Origin of the sequence: Cryomorpha ignava, assembly GCF_010686655.1 — a bacterium.
In the GTDB taxonomy this organism is placed as follows: domain Bacteria; phylum Bacteroidota; class Bacteroidia; order Flavobacteriales_D; family Cryomorphaceae; genus Cryomorpha; species Cryomorpha ignava.
Genome location: NZ_JAAGVY010000002.1, coordinates 139,962 through 158,426, shown reverse-complemented (window position 1 = coordinate 158,426; position 18,465 = coordinate 139,962). Strand labels below are relative to the sequence as shown.

Annotated in this window: 13 protein-coding genes; 3 read left to right on the top strand and 10 right to left on the bottom strand. The window is 40.2% G+C overall.

Annotated features, from left to right (window positions below; all coding sequences use genetic code 11):
* Positions 1 to 37: 37 nt before the first annotated feature.
* On the top strand, positions 38 to 3,172 hold the full coding sequence (locus G3O08_RS01950; protein ID WP_163282983.1) for an efflux RND transporter permease subunit: 3,135 nt from the start codon (positions 38 to 40) through the stop codon (positions 3,170 to 3,172).
* 487 nt (positions 3,173 to 3,659) lie between these two features.
* Here the strand turns inward: G3O08_RS01950 and G3O08_RS01945 are convergent, their stop codons facing one another.
* The 9 genes from G3O08_RS01945 to G3O08_RS01910 form a co-directional block, all read right to left on the bottom strand.
* Positions 3,660 to 5,165, bottom strand: a complete 1,506-nt coding sequence (locus G3O08_RS01945; protein WP_163282982.1) for an RNA-binding domain-containing protein — start codon at positions 5,163 to 5,165, stop codon at positions 3,660 to 3,662.
* A 424-nt stretch (positions 5,166 to 5,589) separates the two neighbouring features.
* A complete protein-coding gene (locus G3O08_RS21970) occupies positions 5,590 to 6,027 on the bottom strand; it encodes a hypothetical protein (protein ID WP_449397380.1) in 438 nt (145 codons plus the stop codon).
* A 24-nt stretch (positions 6,028 to 6,051) separates the two neighbouring features.
* Positions 6,052 to 6,420 (bottom strand): KilA-N domain-containing protein, encoded by a 369-nt coding sequence (locus tag G3O08_RS21965; protein WP_449397379.1) that lies wholly within the window; start codon positions 6,418 to 6,420, stop codon positions 6,052 to 6,054.
* 165 nt (positions 6,421 to 6,585) lie between these two features.
* A complete protein-coding gene (locus G3O08_RS01935) occupies positions 6,586 to 7,452 on the bottom strand; it encodes a DUF7281 domain-containing protein (RefSeq protein WP_163282981.1) in 867 nt (288 codons plus the stop codon).
* Positions 7,445 to 11,119, bottom strand: a complete 3,675-nt coding sequence (locus tag G3O08_RS01930) for an ATP-binding protein (RefSeq protein ID WP_163282980.1) — start codon at positions 11,117 to 11,119, stop codon at positions 7,445 to 7,447. The genes G3O08_RS01935 and G3O08_RS01930 overlap by 8 nt, the downstream gene beginning before the upstream one ends.
* An 8-nt stretch (positions 11,120 to 11,127) precedes the next feature.
* Positions 11,128 to 12,216, bottom strand: coding sequence for a PDDEXK nuclease domain-containing protein (locus tag G3O08_RS01925; RefSeq protein ID WP_239540832.1), 1,089 nt, complete (start codon positions 12,214 to 12,216; stop codon positions 11,128 to 11,130).
* A 6-nt stretch (positions 12,217 to 12,222) separates the two neighbouring features.
* A complete protein-coding gene (locus tag G3O08_RS01920; RefSeq protein ID WP_163282979.1) occupies positions 12,223 to 12,750 on the bottom strand; it encodes a DUF1016 N-terminal domain-containing protein in 528 nt (175 codons plus the stop codon).
* A 3-nt stretch (positions 12,751 to 12,753) separates the two neighbouring features.
* On the bottom strand, positions 12,754 to 13,326 hold the full coding sequence (locus G3O08_RS01915) for a condensin complex protein MksE (protein WP_163282978.1): 573 nt from the start codon (positions 13,324 to 13,326) through the stop codon (positions 12,754 to 12,756).
* A 15-nt stretch (positions 13,327 to 13,341) separates the two neighbouring features.
* Positions 13,342 to 14,532, bottom strand: a complete 1,191-nt coding sequence (locus G3O08_RS01910; RefSeq protein WP_163282977.1) for a hypothetical protein — start codon at positions 14,530 to 14,532, stop codon at positions 13,342 to 13,344.
* A gap of 292 nt (positions 14,533 to 14,824) precedes the next feature.
* On the opposite strand from G3O08_RS01910, the gene G3O08_RS01905 reads away from it, so the two are divergent.
* Together G3O08_RS01905 and G3O08_RS01900 are read left to right on the top strand one after the other, a co-directional pair.
* Complete coding sequence (locus G3O08_RS01905) at positions 14,825 to 15,172, top strand: cupin domain-containing protein (RefSeq protein ID WP_163282976.1); 348 nt, start codon at positions 14,825 to 14,827, stop codon at positions 15,170 to 15,172.
* Between the two features lie 2 nt (positions 15,173 to 15,174).
* A complete protein-coding gene (locus G3O08_RS01900) occupies positions 15,175 to 15,564 on the top strand; it encodes a group III truncated hemoglobin (protein WP_163282975.1) in 390 nt (129 codons plus the stop codon).
* A gap of 269 nt (positions 15,565 to 15,833) precedes the next feature.
* On the opposite strand, the gene ppsA is transcribed toward G3O08_RS01900, so the two are convergent.
* Positions 15,834 to 18,269, bottom strand: coding sequence for a phosphoenolpyruvate synthase (ppsA, locus tag G3O08_RS01895; RefSeq protein ID WP_163282974.1), 2,436 nt, complete (start codon positions 18,267 to 18,269; stop codon positions 15,834 to 15,836).
* Between the last annotated feature and the right edge of the window lie 196 nt (positions 18,270 to 18,465).

Sequence of the window (18,465 nt, the reverse complement as noted above, 5' to 3'; positions counted from 1 at the left end):
CTACAATAAGCATTGAACCATTGAAAAAACAAGCATTGTGAATATTACAGAAATATCCATTAATCGTCCTTCGCTCATCATCGTTCTATTCAGCGTTTTTGCAGTTTTGGGAATTATCGGCTTCAACAATTTAAGCTACGAGCTCATGCCTGATTTTAATCAGCCGGTAATCGTTATCAAAACCGTTTATCCCGGTGCCGAGCCCAGCGAAGTAGAAACATCGGTATCTGAAAAAATTGAAGACGCGCTTTCAAACTTGGAAGGTGTTGATTATTTGATTACCAAATCATTGCCAAATGCGTCGGTGATTATTGCCAACCTTGATTACGGCACCGATCTCGATAAAGCCATGCAGGAAGCCCAGCGGTATATCGACAATATTAGCAAGGATTTGCCAGCAGATGTGCTTAGTCCCGAAATGAGCAAAGTCTCTCCAAACGACTTGCCCATTATGTCGATTAGCGCAACGAGCAATTTGCCACAAACGGAGTTTTATCAGCGGATGAAAGACGAGTTTCTTCCACAGGTAAAACAGATTAAAGGAGTGGCAGAAATCACATTGCTCGGCGGCGAAGAGCGCGAGATTCAGGTAAACATCGACCCGGAGAAACTTAGCTATTACCACATTTCGATGCCCCAGGTTGTTGAAGCGATTAATCGATCGGGAATAGACATTCCGGCCGGTGCTGTGCGAAGTGACACAGAGAGCAAGGCGGTTCGGCTCGTTGGCAAATTTAACACGGTTGGCGATATTGAAAATGTGCAAGTGGCTATGCCCGATCCGGGCAGCGCTATATACGTAAGAGATTTGGCAGAAGTGGTTGATGGCATAAAAGAAACCACTTCGGTAAGCCGATACAACGGTAAAAACGGCATTGGTATGTTGCTCAAAAAACAAGGCGATGCCAATGCTGTAGATGTTTCAAACGCGGTAAGATTGGCTTTTGAGCGAATTGAAAAACAAAATTCAGAATCGGGAATTGCCTTCGTAATAGCCGATGATAGCACCGACAATACCAAAGCCGCAGTAAACTCGGTGGTTATAGATCTTATTTTGGCTGTAGTTTTAGTTTCGCTGGTAATGCTGCTGTTTTTGCGCAGCATCAGAAATGCGCTTATTGTTATTGTAGCCATTCCTACATCATTGATTACCGCTTTTGCTGTAATGTGGTTGTTGGGATATACGCTAAACCTGATGACCCTTCTCGCCATGTCGCTCATTATCGGTATTTTAGTTGATGATGCGACCGTAGTTTTGGAGAATATTCAGCGCCATATTGATATGGGCAAGGAAAAAAGGAAAGCATCGCTGGATGGCAGGATGGAGATTGGATTCTCTGCCGTTTCCATCACGCTGGTCGATGTGGTTGTATTTCTTCCCATCCTGTTCCTGCAAGTATTCGTAGCCGATATGCTCATGCAATTTTCGGTGGTTGTTATCACTTCTACACTCACCAGTCTACTGGTAGGATTTACGCTTACACCCTGGCTGGCTTCGCGAATAGGTAAAAAAGAAGATTTAAGGCCAACCAATTTCTTCAACCGATTTTTATTGTGGTTTGAAAAACAACTCGATGACTTCACAGAATGGTATGGCCGAATACTGAATTGGGTACTTGCGCACAAGCTCATTTTCACGGGTATTGTGCTTTTGCTTTTCGTCTTTACCGGAGCCATGATGAAGCAGGGGATTATTGGGAAAGAGCTTATTGCCACAGGCGATCAAGGAAAATTTAAAATGACGCTTGAGTTTGATAAGTCCACAGCCATCCAACAAAACAATCTCATTTCAAATCAAGTAGAAGCCTATATTTTGGAGCAGCCAGAAATAGAAACACTTTTCAGCAATGTTGGCGGCCCGAGCACGGGAATAGGAAGCATGGGCGTAGGCTCGCCTTACATCACCGAGCTTACCATCCAACTCAAGCCAAAAAAAGAGCGAAATAAGATATCGACTGAAGCTTATATGCAGAACCTTAGGGAAGAACTGCGGGCTAAATTTCCAGCCATTAATTATTCCATTTACGCCCTTGGTCTCATTCCCCGATCTGCCCCTATCGAAATCACTTTTAGCGGAAGCGATGCCGATGAAGTTATGCTTACTGCCAGACATTTGCGCGGTGTAATCGAAACATTTCCCGGTGCCGATAATGTCCGCCTTTCGGTTGAGAAAGGAAGTCCGGAATACAAAGTAGTTCCCGATAAGGACAAAATGCAGCGTCTGGGTTTGAACACCGCATACGTGGGCATGAACTTGCGGACTGCCTATACTGGAAACGACGATGCATCAATAACACAGGAAGGTGTAGAATATCCTGTGCGGATCCAGCTCGATAAATTTGACCGCAAAAATTACGATGACTTGTATAATCTGCCACTTATCAATCCGATGGGCATGTCTGTAAAACTTGCCGACTTTGCCAAGGTTATTCCCGATAATTCCCCTTCACTTTTAGAGCGTAAAGACCGGCAGCCTGCGGTAACGCTCACAGCCGATGCGCTGGGTCGACCTTCGGGAACACTTGCAGACCAAGTCGTGGCGTATGTTAATGATAATCCCCTTCCGGGAAATATGCAGATGACCTGGGGGAGCGATATCAAACGGCAAAATGACAGCTTTGGGGCTTTGGGCTCTGTATTGATGATTTCGTTTTTACTCATTTATCTCATTCTCGTAGCGCTTTACGACAGCTATATTTATCCGTTTGTTGTGCTATTCTCAATACCGGTAGCTGCAATTGGCGCTTTTCTCGCGTTGAATTTATCACTAAACAATTTGAGCCTATTTGCTCTTTTGGGATTGATTATGCTTATGGGTCTGGTGACCAAGAATGCTATTTTGATTGTCGATTTCACCAACCAGCTAAAAGCTGAAGGCAAGCACTTTAAAGAAGCATTGCTTATTGCTGGCAAGGGCAGAATGCGCCCCATTTTGATGACCACTTTATCAATGGTTTTTGGGATGCTTCCAATTGCACTTGCTACGGGTACGGCCGCTGAATGGAAAAACGGACTCGCCTGGGTTATTATTGGCGGATTACTTTCGTCGCTTATTCTTACGGTGTTTTTGGTTCCTGTAGTTTATTACGCTGTTGATGCGGTTAAGGAGAAATTTGGGAAGAAGGAGAAGTCCGCTATTAATGAATATTCGACAGTACTTGAGAATGGTTGAATAATCTGAACGAATGCTTCCATTTTTATCAATACTTGTGTTACCGACATCCTACTTTCGATAACAATGCACGCATTTTAGCTACTCCTTCAATATGAAAACTTAACCCAGTAAATTCATAGGAATTACGCCCTACCATACGGTCTCCCTCCGGTCGTCGGTTGTGATATCGTTTCACTAAGTATTTCGTCTGCGGCTGACGATTTTTAAAATTTTCATTATCAATTAGTTACCTATATGTTCACGAAACCAATAATCTTTTCGATACCCAAAAGTGGGTGTCCAAAATTTTAAAAATGTTAGGGTCAACCCTAACATAACTACCTGTAATAAATATATTTACAGATAGTTATCGTCATTATTCATGATTTCGTCATGAATAATTCGGGTTAACTCTCACAGACAGCTCAACGCAATATGTAAACATCTGATTAATTGGTCGTTAACACGCATTCAGCAAATTAAACTTCGCCCTTTCAATTTGGTGTTACTCCACTTCTTTTGATGATTCACCCGTTTTTATTTTCCAATACCCACCGAGTTTCGGCCCTACACGTTCTATAAAGCCTGCAGACCGTAATTTCTCTATTTCACGCTCTATTGTTCTTTGCGATTTATTTATTTCATTCGCTATTCTCTCGGCGGATATATGCGGATTTGATGCTAAAATCAAAAATACGGCATCTGCATTCTTTCCGACAACTTCCCGAATTCTTTCCGACATCGTTCCGACATCAATCCGACATCTTTCCGACATCTTTCCATCATTCTCGGCCTGTTCACTGGAAACGGCTTTGGGTTTGGTGTACAATTTTAAAATAATTGAGTCAAAATCGAGTACGTATTCTGGTGCCGATTTATTGTAAGAATACCAATTTGATTCTATTTTATCAAAGCCGTAACCGGCATTTTCTGCCAATTTCACCATCCTGAAAAGTTTCGCCAAGACGGGATTTCTCGGAATTGACAAGTCTTTCAATTTCAATTCTTCGAGTGGTTTTGGCAATCCGCCCGGATTATAAAATTCAATGTGATTGGAAAAAATACGAATACGCGAATGAGCCGGCGAAAAATAATCCGCGTGCATCAACATATTAATCAGAGCTTCTCTAACGGCTTTTAATCCTGGAGAAAGTTCTTCCCCAAACCCCTCGGTAGAAAGCTTAAACTCCACATCTACTTCTGTTCTGAGTCTTTTAAAACAAGCGAAATAGCACTCCCAAAGATTTTCATACTCATCTTCATTCAAGCGATAGGTATAGCGAGATAGTGCATTCCTGTATGAAGTCCCAGGAATTTGCAATAGATCAATACGGAAATCGGGGAAAAATCGCTCTAATTCTTCGCGTTTACCAAAGAATAGTAAACCACCAAAAGTACAATTACCCGTTTCGGTGTCGAGTACGCGTAACTTGGTAAGAAATTCAGATTCTTCAAACCGATTATAGCTTACATCCGGATTAAAACGCGCCATATAATCACGGTATTCCTTTACAGATTTTATTTTGAGATTAGTTATGGATGAACGCGGAACTATCTCCGATGATTTAGTGCCAAAAGTCTGTTCTCGGTACATGGCATCAATTTCTTCGGATGTTGCTTTTTGGTCAGCACTCCCCCTTCTTATAAAAGTGTTTGATTGCGTATTATAGTAGATCGGCTTTTTGTCCGAAGCCGGAATGTAAAAAGCAATAACAGTTTTATCATCAAATACATGCTTAACCGATATTGCGTTCGTCGCTGCATTAAATTTTTGCTTGCTGCGAAGAGTTGCGAGAAAATCCTGTTCAATTTTTTCAGGATTCCTTACTCCCTGAATTTCAAATTTTCTGCCAATTTGCTTCACGCCAAATACGAGCCATCCACCCGACGTATTGGCAAAAGCACTTACTGTACTCCAGGCAGATTTAGGGAGTTCAGCCTTCGCTTCTTTCACTTCAAAATCTTCCCACTCCAGGTCGTTTATTTTATGGATAAGCTCGCCTTTCGTCATTACATCGTAGTTTTTTGGATCTGAGCGCAATTGCCTTGCACTCCTTAATCAGCTTAGGAATATGGTAAGACTTTTGAGTATTACCGGCTCTATGAGATTTTATCTTTCTTAAAGCTAAGCCATAAATATATACAAATTGGAATTATTATAAGATCTTATTGGTTATAACGACTCGAGAATCAATCACCTGTGAAAGAAAATAGTTTCACCCATCTACTCCAGACCCAATAAACGCTTCCTGCTCAAGTCCTTTTTTATACTTGTGAATTAAATCAATCAAAACCTGCAATCTTATATCCGTAGTTTTCATCGTTTTATACCGCCCGTATTGCTTATTGTACAAATCTCGGTTACCATTTACTGAAAGTCGCTTTTCAATATCATCGGGAATTCTTTAACTCTTAAAATTTTGGTTTAGACTACTTTATTCATTTTCTAATTTCTTGATCGTTGTATTTTCCACCAGTGATTTTATTTGTGTAATTGCCAATGAATTGAGCTGTATCAATCGCTCCTTTTGTGATACGTTTTGATGAATAAGCATTGCGTTTATGCTTTCAAGATTAGACAAAACAACCAATTGCTGAATAGTTGCAAAATCCCTTATATTTCCTTTTTCATTAGGATTCTCGTCCCGCCACTGCTTTGCTGTTTTTCCAAACAGTGCCATATTAAGCACATCAGCCTCATTGGCATAAATAATAGAAGTTTGTTTGCTACTTAATGTTATGGGAATAAGTTTTGCTTTAATAGCATCCGTATGAATTTTGTAGTTTACTTTGGCAAGTATTCTTTGAAAATTCCACTGTAGTTTAAGCCTATCACTTTCAACTTCTTTTAATCGTTGAAACTCTTTTATCAAATAGAGTTTGAAAGCGGAACTAACCTAAGGCGCAAATTCAAAAGCAATATTCTTATGGGCATAAGTGCCTCCATTTTTGCCTTGTTTTGATATAATTCCGATGGCATTTGTATTTTCAATCCACTTACTGGGAGATAAAGTAAAAGCATTGGATCCCGCTTCATTTTTAAAGGAGTCGAATTCGACCCCTTTAAAACTTGTATTGTTTATTTGTTCCCAAAGTCCTAAAAATTCAATGGTAGATTTAGAACGCATCCAGTTTTTTACTACATCTTTAGGCTCATTTGCATTTTTGTTTCTTGCAATGGCAGTCAATGAAATATAATCGCCAAAATTACTTTTAAAGGTTTTTATCGTAAATCCCTGAACAATTATTTCTACATTTTTTTTCATCTTTCAATTTCTTAATATATCATATTCGCCACTCTATTTCTTCACGTTTATCTAAGAGTAGCCACCAAAAGTACAATTACCAGTTTTGGTGTCGCGCACACGTAAAGTTGCAAGAAATTCAGATTCTTCAACTTGAGAAATCATCACCAGTGAGAAAAATTAGTTTCACCTATCCATTCCATTCCCAATAAACGCTTCCTGCTCCAGCCCTTTCTTGTTGGCATGAATCAAATCAATCAAAGCCTGCAAGCGTGTATCCGATGATTTTAAAGTATTATACTTTACATATTGCTTATTATACAAATCGCGATTACCTTTTTCAGCAATTCGCTTTTCGATATCATCAGGAATAAAAAAAGATGCCTTCTCGCCCAACTTTTTCGAATATTCATTTTCAAAAATTGAGATTCCAGCCAGGTCAAAATCTCCAAAATGCAAATAGGAATTAGGAATCGTGCTTAGCCAATTAACCAAATCGTTGGTTTGCGGGTAGCGGCTTAAAAAAAGCTTTTCTCCTTTCGGGAAAAGGGCGTCTTGTAGCTCTATAAATCTGAAATTTTCGGGATTTTCCATGCCAATTATCAGCACTTTTTTATCAATCTCAAAATTCTCGTAATCGTGAATAAATGTGAAGGTTCCGGGTCGCGGTTCAATTACAATTTCTTTGCCGTGAAGTTTGGCCTTTATGGGTTTGATTACATTGACTAAAAAGCCTTTGAATGTTCTGCTGGTTCGCAATTTGGTGTTTGACGCCATTTGCTGGGCTTCCCTTCCCGAGATTTCTATCTGCTGCAACATTTCCACATAAGCTTCAAGATTTTCTATCTGATACCGGTTGCGCAAATAATTCGCAAGTCCCGCTTCAGAATTGAGCCGCACCCGTGTTTTTGTACGTCCAATTCGTTGAATTGCCACAATGCCTTCTTGTTCCAGTTTCGCAAGCTGAATTTTATTAAAACTACTTCCGGTTAGCATTTCGCCATTTTCGAGAATCAGCAATTTCTTGGCTATTGCCAATGAGAGATTATTCATCAGGCAGGTTTTCTGTTTGTTGCGTTTCTGTCGGTTGTCTCACGGTAATAAGCCTGCGCACTTGGGTTTGACTTTTCTTGTCTTTCCGCAATTCATAAATATGCCGATACGCCATAGCATCCTGCTCAACGGGCGATCCATTGATCAACAGGATGTTGCGATCATTTGCAAATTTCAATATTCCACGCACATTTGTTGGGTGCAGCCTTCCCACTTCGTCCATCATGCAATGCAGGCGGAAATCTTTGAATTTTCGTGAAGCACTGTTTTTGAATACGTTGAGTAACAGAATATTGATCATTGCTTTTACCAACACATCTGTTCCTTCCGAGCCTACATTCGATAGTTTTTCGACCCATCCGCTGTCGTTTTCGTTTTCTACTACTCTAAACCGCAGCTCGAAAGCATCGGAAAGTAAAATTCGGTCGCGTTTCGATTCCAGAATATCACGATTCAGTTGATTTAGAAATTCTACTGCGCGTTTATTGTTTGCGTCGCCATTTTGAGCATTGAACAAATTGTGTTCGCCCAGCGAATGGCCTTGCTCCTGCTCGTATTCACGTATCCGCTTTAGCGTATTCACAACCCTACTTGCACTATCTTCCAATCGCAATTCCATAGATTGGATTACACCCACAAAGTTCCGCTCTCGAAAATCGCGGTTGATATTGGAAACCACTTTTTGAATATCGCCTTCACGGCTAATCAGATCGCCGGTTTCCCTGCTTACCGAACTCAATATGGATGCGAACCTGCGCTCCACTCTTTGCTGGTATTCTGCAATTTTGTTTTCGTCGATAAACTCCTTGAGATTGGCGGCAAAAGCCATGTAATCCTGCAAATCAGATAGCGACGTAGGGAAATGAAAAAGATTGGCATCCGAAAAGCGATTTAAAAACCGGTTGATCGTGTCGCGAAGATTTTCCTTTAAGCTGTTTAAGCTTAGGCTAATGTCGCGAATTTCATCTATCAGTTTTCGGATGGCATACGGATCGCCCGCTTTATCGCCGGCTTCCATCCATGTTTCGATGTCCTTGAACAGGTCGCTTTTTGAAAATTGCTCAAGTTCATCAAAGCCATCTTTTAACTTTCTGATTTTCTCTTCAATTAATTTGATGTCATTTGAAAGTTCAGCGAGCTCTTTTCTGTGTTCTTTTTCAAGTTCATCAAGACGACCTTCCGCATTTTCGAGCTTTCCGTTTTCTTTATCACGTTCCTTCTTAAATTCCGGGATTCTATCAAACAATTCGCGTTTGTCTTTGCGGTATTCAATAACCAATTCCTGATTTTCGGAAATAAATTGCAATTCTAAAATTACTTTTTGCAATTCAGCATCAATGGCGTTCAATCTGGCCGTATCTGCACCAGCATCTTTCAATTTTGCATTTTGCTGTTTTAACAGTTCGGCTATTCGTCTTTTTATTTCGTTTTTCTTTACAGAAAATATTCTCTCAATTTCTTCTTGCTTCTCATCTCTGGTTTGTGCAAATGCCTTGACAAGCTTGGCAAAAGATTTTTCGAGCTTTTCTATCTCATCCTTAATAGCGTTTTTCTCTGCCGCAACTTGACTTAAAACCAATTTCACCTTTGCGTTTGCGGCTTCAATTTCGGTTTCAACTTTTGCAAGTGCGGTATCTTTTTCAGTGTTAGCCTTTTGTTCCAGCTCTTCCAGAAGCAAGTTCTTTTTCTCAATTTGGGTTTGGCTTTGCTGCTTTTCGAGTTCCCATTTTTGGGTTGCGTCTTTATGCTCCCTTATTTTTGGGCGAAATCTTTTCGTGAGCTTGTCTAAATCAGCAATATGCTCTACATCGAGTCGAGCCAATCCTTTTCGTGACTTTTCGAGTGCTTCCGTCAGCTTTTTCTTTTCCAATTCATATTGCTCCAGCGTTTTAGCTGTCACATCAACGTGTTGCAGTTTTAATTCCAGTCCAAAAAATAAATCGCTAATTTTCTTTAGCTCGGGTTGCAAATCTTCATTAAAGAGAATGTCTTCACGGGCTATTCTGCCAATAGTTTCCTGCCAATCAGGGTAGTGCTCTTGCAAATACCCGTACAAGGCATTTTTATATCCGTCGAGTTTTGCTTGCGTTGACGCCAATTGGTTTTGAAGCGAATTAATCTCATCATCCAATTTTACTTTATGCACTTCTTTCGCTGTTACTAACCGCTCTTCTTCACGCTCCCATTCCCCTTTCAATGTCCGTATTTTTTCTTTGTGAAGTTCTATTTTCCCTTCTGCTTCGTCAGCTTTTTTATCCGCCTGAAAAATTTCTTTTTTTAAGTTTTGAATTTCATCGGCATACCAAACTTTTGCTTTTAAGCCGCTTCGTTTTTCGCGAATTTTTGTCAGCGCTTCATTTTCGACATCAAGCTGTTTATGAATTAGTTCCAGCTTTTCATCAAGAGAATTCTGCAGCTCGCTAATCTGACTTTCCCTTAGATTATTTTGTTTTTCCTTTTCGTTTTGAAACTCTTGATTGGTCAGGTTCCCAGCTTTTTCCTGCTCATTTACAAGTTGATCAAGACCATTATCAAGTTGCTGCTTGCGAACTTGAAAAGCCTGCTCAATACTCTCAAATTTTGCCGTAAGCGAACTGCGTTCTTCACCCAGTCGCTTTTCGGTATTTAACCATTCATCTTGTTTGGAAACCCTATTTAGAATTTCTGTAATTCCTTTCTCATTATATTCCCGCTCTTTTTTCTGTGCTTCGCGAATTTTGGCTTCAACACTTTTTATGCTTCCCCTGATTAGCGAAACCTGATTTGCCTGCCGTTTCTCTTTTTCGTCAGACTTCTTCTGCTTTTCGTTCTTTTCGCGAAAAGCAATTTCCAGTTTCGTTTTTTGACTTTGCGCTTCTTTTTCGGCTTGTTTTACTGCATTTCCAAGTTGTGCCGCACTCATGGCTTGTGCCGCTTGCCGCTCATTAATCTGATTGAAATACGCAATTATCTTTTCGGCTTGATCTTGCGTTTTAACTTGCGTAAAATTTTGAATATCAACATATTCCTTTTCAAAATCATGCAGGTGATGGCGATATGTCATCAAATCAATCACCAACTCTTCTTCGCTAAGCGAATGGATAATAGTCTCCTTGATAAACCCGGCTTCGAGCTTGGTATTCAAAAATACATTGGTGATAGTTCTGGGAATATTCTGATACTGTTTGCTCTCAAGCAGCGCATACTTTCGATTGGCTGCATTTACGGCAGGATTCCCATAAATAATATCGCGGTAATCCATCAATCTGTCCACACGGTTTGAAGAATCTATTCCGAGTTTATCTAACTGCTGTCGTATGTCGCCCCATTTTTCCAGTGCCTGATTATCGCGCAATATCCATTCGGGATTGTACGCCGAGTCGATAAACCGGAAAACCACTCCAGCGCCGCTGCGCATTACCAAAACGGTAAAAGAGCCGGTTTCACGCTCCACTTCGTAAAGAATATACGAGTTGGTATTTGGGAAATAGTATTCTGCAAAAATTTTCTTCTCGCGGGGAATGCCCAGCTTTTGTGTGTCTCCATTGTAGAAAAACAGGATAGCGCGCAGCAAGGTACTTTTTCCAACGCCCTGCGTTCCGATAAAATGCACATTGCCATCGAGCAAAACTTCCTGGTAGCGAATGGTCGCCGAATTTATAAAAACTATTTTATTGAGTTGACGCATGGATTGGTTTATAGTCTGCTAAGTTCGTTTTCTAATTCTTCTACTGTGGGCATATTTTGCCTAATCGTTTTCGGCAATTCACTAAATGTAAATTCACTTATTCCCATTGGCTTGTTCATGTCTTGCAGCGTGTACTCTACATCTAAACTATCTTTGGACTTGCACAGAATAATGCCAATACTTGGGTTTTCTTTTTCCGTTTTCAAAAGATTGTCTATTGCAGAAAGGTAGTAATTCATTTTACCAGCATGCTCGGGTTCAAACTCACCCATTTTAATATCTATTACCACATAACAATGCATTTTAATGTGGTAAAATAAAAGGTCAAGTCTGCGCTCCTTATTTCCCACTTGTAAGGGGTATTGTCTGCCTACAAAAGCGAAACCTTTACCCAGTTCCAATAAAAATTGGGTAATATTTTCTGTTAAATTTCGTTCTAAGTCAAGTTCTTGCACATTCGTTTCCAGCGTCAAAAAATCAAATTTATAAGGATCTTTCAGAGTTTCTTGAGCAAGGTTGCTTTGCGGTTTTGGTAGTGTTAGTTCAAAATTGTTCTGTGCCTTTCCTTGTCTTTCAATCAAATTTGACTCCAGCTGTATTTCTAAAACATTTCTACTCCAATTGTTATGTATAGTATGTTGAATATAGAATATTGCTTCTGTTAAAGTGCTGCATTTACTCATGATAGCTACGTGATGTCTCCAAGGAATTTTACACAAAATACTATCTGCTGGCAATTGTCCACCAGCTTGGTGGACTAATTGGATATTTTCTCGAATATCCGTATTCTTTATTTGTTCATTAGTTGGTTGAACCATGTCTTGATGCTTGTAAAACGAATAAAACTTGCGCATGGCAAACAAATTCGTTCTTGAAAAGCCATGGGTATCGGGTAATTCTCTTTTTAAATCTTTAGCCATTTGCTCTACTATTTTGCTACCCCACGCAAAGGCTTCTTGTTTCTCAACTATGCTTTTTCCAATATCCCAATACAAACGTAATAGCTCTTCATTTACAGCAATACTTGCTTTAAGCTGTGCTGATTTAATTTTTTGTTTCAGATATTCAATCCAGTCAGTATAGGCCTTCTCCATCATATGTGTTTATTTGGTATTTTCGAATTCTCCAGTCAGCAACTGGAGAATGTTTATGTTGGTTGCTTCGTCAGAAATGGCGGTCAGCGACCGCCAAATTGATGTTACTTCCAAAATGGCGGACAGCGACCGCCACATTTGCGGATAGGCAAGATAAAACTGTCGAAATTCTCTCAAACGTCTTTGATTTATCACAAAATCATTCTGATCGGTTAGATTCTCTTCAATAGCTTTGAGCAAATTTTCTCCATACTTTGCTCTGTCTTCGCCATTCTGCTCATACTCCACAATATAAAAACCAATAAGCCAAGTACGAGCAGTCAGCAACCTATTCAGTGTCCGTCCATAATGTACGCTACCAGCGTTGCAATTGTATTGAAAACAGTCATTGACAAATGTCAACTCCTTGTTTTTCAATACTGCTTGCGCCTTGGTATCCAACTTTCTGATCCAGACACTATTTAAACCATTAACCGCTTCGGCTTGCAAATACGAATGCGTTTCAGAAATAACAGATATGAGATTTGTGAACTTCATCTTTTAGCTTTTTTCTGCTTTAATATCCGTTTCATCTTCAGTAACATCGAGCGCAAGAATCAATTGCTCCATATAATGCAAAGCCGCCGTCACTTTCCAGGTATCGTTAAAATCATCTATTTTCTCAATAAAACCTTCACGCTCCATGCGTGTAAGAATCTTTTCAATCTGGTCTCGGGCAGATACGCCTTTCCCCTTGTCAATATCGTTCAGTTTGTTTCGCAATAGCCCGTTTACCCGCACTTCTTCAACTACTTGGGTGGAATAAAACCGAAATCCGGGAGCAAATCCGGTATTAAACGTTTTGAAAAAATCCAAAATATCTATCCATTTATAAGCCGTTTCAATTTTGCGACTCATTGTGGCTTTGTCTTCCTTTCGGGAAAAATAGAAATAATCGTCGCCCTGCTCCAACTGAAAACCAATCTGTACAAAGTAGCTTTTTAACTGGTCGCTGTGTTCATCAATAATCGTGTAAAGCTCGCGTTGTTCGGAGTCGTTACTATTGGAATTTACGAAATAGCCTTTACTAAGAATCTCAAAAATTCGGGTGGTTTGTCTGGGTAGGTCTTGCATCTTTTCTTGGTTTAGTTAGGCTGGATAGGCCATCGCATATTCAACACCATTTTTTAAAGCATAATTTTCCGAAACATCAATTTCATTGGGAAACAAAGCCACCAAGCGGCAATACAAGGTAAGCCTGGCGTCAAAATCCATATTTCCCGGCAAGGGGTACTGAAGCAAAAAATCCAAAAGCTCGCGTCCCGAAGCCAAAAAGCTATTCTTCACTTCATCAATATTTACAAAAGCACTTTCATCTTTTTCAGCTTCCAGCTCACCGGCAGTAAATGCATCTGCAACTTGCCTTTTTAATTGTGCTTTCTGCTTTTTGTTAGCCAAAACAGCAGCAATAATTTCACGTGCAGAATCGGTTTGCAGCTCACGAATTGAAAGCTTGAGCGGATAGGTCGGACGTTTTTCAAATATCAAATCATGACGTCTATCGAGAACTTGTGTAATATTCGATTTTTCTTTCAGTTCAAACTGGTCTTTCAAGAATTTCACCTTTCTAAGCCGCTCAACGAGAAGAGATTGCTGACGAACAAGATTCAGATAATTGATTATTTGCCGCTGTATTTCAATCAATTGGTGGCGGGTATCACTAAACGTACTTCGCAATTGCCACTTTATTCTATTCAGCTCTTCGTCGGTAGCGCGAATAAAAAAGAGCTTTTCTTTCTCAAAGCATAAATCTTCAACCACAGCAATCAACTTTTCAATATCGCCAGCTTTTTGATCATAGCGTTCCAGCTTGGCAATTTTGATCTTGTAGTTTGGTTCGGTTTTGTAAGTATCTTCAATATTGCGGCGCAAATCGAGTGTATTGCGCCATATATTTTTGTAGAGCTTCCGCAAATCGCTTTTTACTTTCCGCAAATATTGATGCTTTCGCGAAGAGCTGTTTTCATTGAGAAAATAAGTGATATTGCTTTGGATGCTCTCCACACTTTCCTGAATATAAGCGGTACTCACTTCAATATTCACTTCCAGAATTTGCTCAAAAAATTCTTGAAACTGCTCGTCCAATTCCAAGAATTCACCATTTTGTTGAACCAGTCCGTGCTCAATCAAAAACGCCAATCTGTCTGGTCGGCCATCCAGCAAATCCATCGCATCTTCATAGCGAATACTCACATTTCGCCGAGCAAATAGAGCCGAGAAAAACGCCTCGTTATTTGCCAGAGCGCGAATAAAATCTTTTAAGGTGCGGAAAGCCTGCATTCGAAGTGACTTTAAAAAGCCAAAATAGGGAAAAAACTGGAATGGAATATGGTGTTGTGATAAGCTTTTAGCTGCAAGGTGAAGCCGCAAGATGCGTAAGAAGCCCAAAATAGCGGGCCACTTCATCACAACGACAAATGAAAAGCCTTAAGATTTGGTTATCTTTCATTAAGAGTTGTAAATTAAAACTGAGCACAAAACTTGTCAAAACATATTTCGGACATTTTTATCCCTGATAAAAATCGCGTATCTTTGCAGAAACAATACAACTACCGCAAGGGATAGATAGATTATGACAAACAATCACTCATTCAACTCAGACTTAACATACAACGATGCAAAAGTTCGGACAGAAGTAATACTTGAAACTTCCTTCACGAAAGAAATACGCATATTGCTCAAAAAAGGTCAGGCCATGCGAGAGCATAAAGCACCCTTCCCTATTATTGTGCATTTGCTGGAAGGCAGCATTGATTTTGGCATTGAGGGCGAAACACATAAATTGACAAAAGGAGCCATTCTTACCCTTTCGGGAAATGTTCCACACGACCTGCTGGCACACGAGGACAGCGTTGTACGACTTTCACTTTCTAAACTCGATAAGCCTGAGCGCGTAGAAGATGTAGCTCAAAAATCTTGAAAATGAAAACAATTGATAGTCGCGATGACGTAAGCTTGCTGGTAAATACCTTTTACGTAAAAATTCGTAAAGACAAGCTTCTCGGACCCATTTTTAATGGGAGTATTCCAGATGATCATTGGCCTTTACACTTAGAAAAACTGACTGATTTTTGGGAAACAAATCTCTTTGGGGTTGTTAAGTTCAAAGGAAATCCTCCGGCCGCCCATCAACGTATGGACGAGAAGGAAGGCCATACAATTAGCCAGGCTCACTTTGGGAAATGGCTACAGCTTTGGTATGAAACGCTGGATCAACTCTTTGAGGGAGAACGGGCAGAAAAGGCAAAAGCAGCCGCAAGGCGTATGTCAACAGGTTTATTTTTAGCGATTTGGCACAAGCGCCCCGAATAAATGAAGGCAAAAAAATAAGTTGAATCAAATTAAAAATGGTACGAAAGAGCAAGTATGCGAATTCACAGAGCTATAGCACAATCAACCAAGAATGACATATTAAACATTGCTGCAAAGCAGATCCAAAATAGGTATAGAGCGAAGCTAAAGCGCCAGGGTTGGATAGTGATAAAATCAATTTATCATAGCAACATCCATCATATTAATTGAATAAATAATAGCCACTTAAATTGAGTGGCTATTATTTTTTATTCTATTCTACTTGCGATTTATTGCAATCCATTTTCCAGTTTATGGATGGCTTTCAGCGTTTTAAGAATTGAGTCTGGGGTTACCGATATTGTGTCTATCCCTTCATTAACCAAAAACTCGGCAAAGTCAGGAAAGTCAGAAGGCCCCTGCCCACATATTCCTACTTTCACACCTTTGGCTTTTGCCGTTTTTATCAACATGCTAATCATGGTTTTCACCGCTCTGTTTCGTTCGTCATAGAGATGAGCAACCAGACTTGAATCACGATCAAGCCCCAGCGTAAGTTGAGTTAAATCGTTTGATCCTATAGAGAAACCATCAATATGGTCAGCAAATTCATCAGCGAGTAAAATATTGGATGGAAGCTCGGCCATAAGGAAAACTTTCAATCCATTTTCGCCCCGTGTCAAGCCAAATTCTGCCATGGTAGCGAGGACACGCTGCATTTCTTCCGGCGTTCGGCAAAAAGGAATCATCACAATTACATTTTCGAGGCCCATTTCTTGGCGCACTTTTTTTATTGCAGCGCACTCCATCCCAAAAGCTTCTTTGTATTCTTTTGAATAGTAACGAGATGCACCACGCCAACCTATCATTGGGTTTTCTTCATTGGGCTCAAAATAGCTGCCGCCCAAAAGATTCATGTACTCATTTGATTTAAAATCGGAGAAACGAACAATAACATCCTTTGGATAAAAAGCTGCCGCAATTCGTCCAATACCATAAGAAAGCTTTTTGATAAAGAAATCACGTTCATCCTCAAAACCATGCGCAAGCGTTGCAATTTTCTTACTTAATTTCTCATCGCCCAGCGTTTTGTGATTGAGCAATGCCAGAGGGTGTGCTTTGATATAATTATTGATGATAAACTCTTCTCTTGCAAGTCCAACTCCTGCGCTGGGTATGCGCGAAAATTTAAAAGCCAGATCTGGCGACGCCACATTCATCATTATAGGCGTTTTCGTTACCGGAAGGTCATCAAGCATAGTTTCCGTTTTGGAAAAACTAATCTTCCCTTTATAAACCTTTCCTACTTCACCTTCGGCGCAAGACACTGTAAGCTCTTGCCCATTTTCAAACTTTTTACTGGCATTGCCGGTACCAACTATCGCTGGGATCCCCATTTCTCGTGCTACAATGGCCGCATGACAGGTACGACCACCCTTGTCGGTAATTATCGCAGATGCCTTTTTCATAATTGGCTCCCAGTCCGGGTCGGTCATTTCGGTAACAAGTACTTCGCCCTCTTTAAAAGATTCTTCATCCTCACTCCCATCTCTGCCGTCAAGCGTAAAAAGCTTATGCACTTTTCCTGCACCAATTCTATCGCCAACTGCAATACCCTCCATGAGTAGCTTGTCATCACCTGGAGTTTCGTCGAGCTGATACTCCAAAACCCTACCTGTTTCGATCTGCGAATGAATGGTTTCCGGTCTTGCCTGCACAATATACAATTGATGGTTTAGGCCGTCCAAAGCCCATTCTACATCCATTGGAGTCCATACACCGCGTTTCTGAGTATAGTAATCTTCAATTTCGACAACCCATCTGGCGAGCTGTAAAATCTGATCTTCGGTAATACAAAAGCTTTCACTTAGCTTTTTATCTACCGGAACGCGCTTCACCAATTCCGTGAGCGTAGTACCATAGACCATTTTATGGTGCTTCTGACCCATTTTCTTTTCGATTATGGGATTTAGATTTTTGTCTTTTAACTTTGGTTTATAAACGATAAACTCATCAGGAGAAATTTCTCCCTGCACAATGAGCTCCCCAAGACCGTAAGCACCATTAATGATCACTGCATCGCGAAAACCACTTTCGGTATCAATCGAAAAAGCCACACCGGATGCACCTAAATCAGATCGAACCATTTTTTGCACACCAACAGAAAGGCGTACTGCACTGTGATCGAATCCGCGTTCCTGGCGGTAAGATATTGCCCGGTCATTGTACAAAGACGCAAAGCAACTCTTAACAGAAACGAGCAATGATTGTGTTCCACGAACATTCAAAAATGTTTCCTGTTGACCGGCAAATGAAGCGTCTGGTAAATCTTCGGCTGTAGCCGATGAGCGCACGGCAACGTCAGTACCCTCATTGCCATACTTTTCAGAAAGAGCAATGTATTTTTCTCTAATTTCCTGCTGCAATTCAGGAGAGAACACCCCGTCTGCAACCATTCGCCTAATATTTGATCCCGCCCTTCTTAACGAAACAATATCTGAATGATCGAGATTGTCGAGCACTTTATCAATTCGCCCCCGCAAATCATTGTGTTCTATATAACTATTAAAAGCGTGAACAGTAATTACGAATCCGCCAGGTACTGAAATCCCGCGATTTGAAAGGTTCTGTATCATCTCGCCTAGGGAAGCGTTCTTACCACCCACAGTGTCGAGCATGGAAAGATCTACTTCATTGAGATCAACTATAAATGGGTTTTGGTTCATCGAGTTTTTATGTTTTGTTTAAAATTTGAATAAATCTTAAATTTTTTACAAATTGATTTTAAGCAGGTTACAAAAGTAATAGCGTTTTAAATGTATGCGGAAATATACAAAGATAGATTGCAAGTCAAGTGGGCTCTTGACACGAGTTTTACATAAATGATCAACAATGGTAATGAATAACATAAGCCTTTTAATC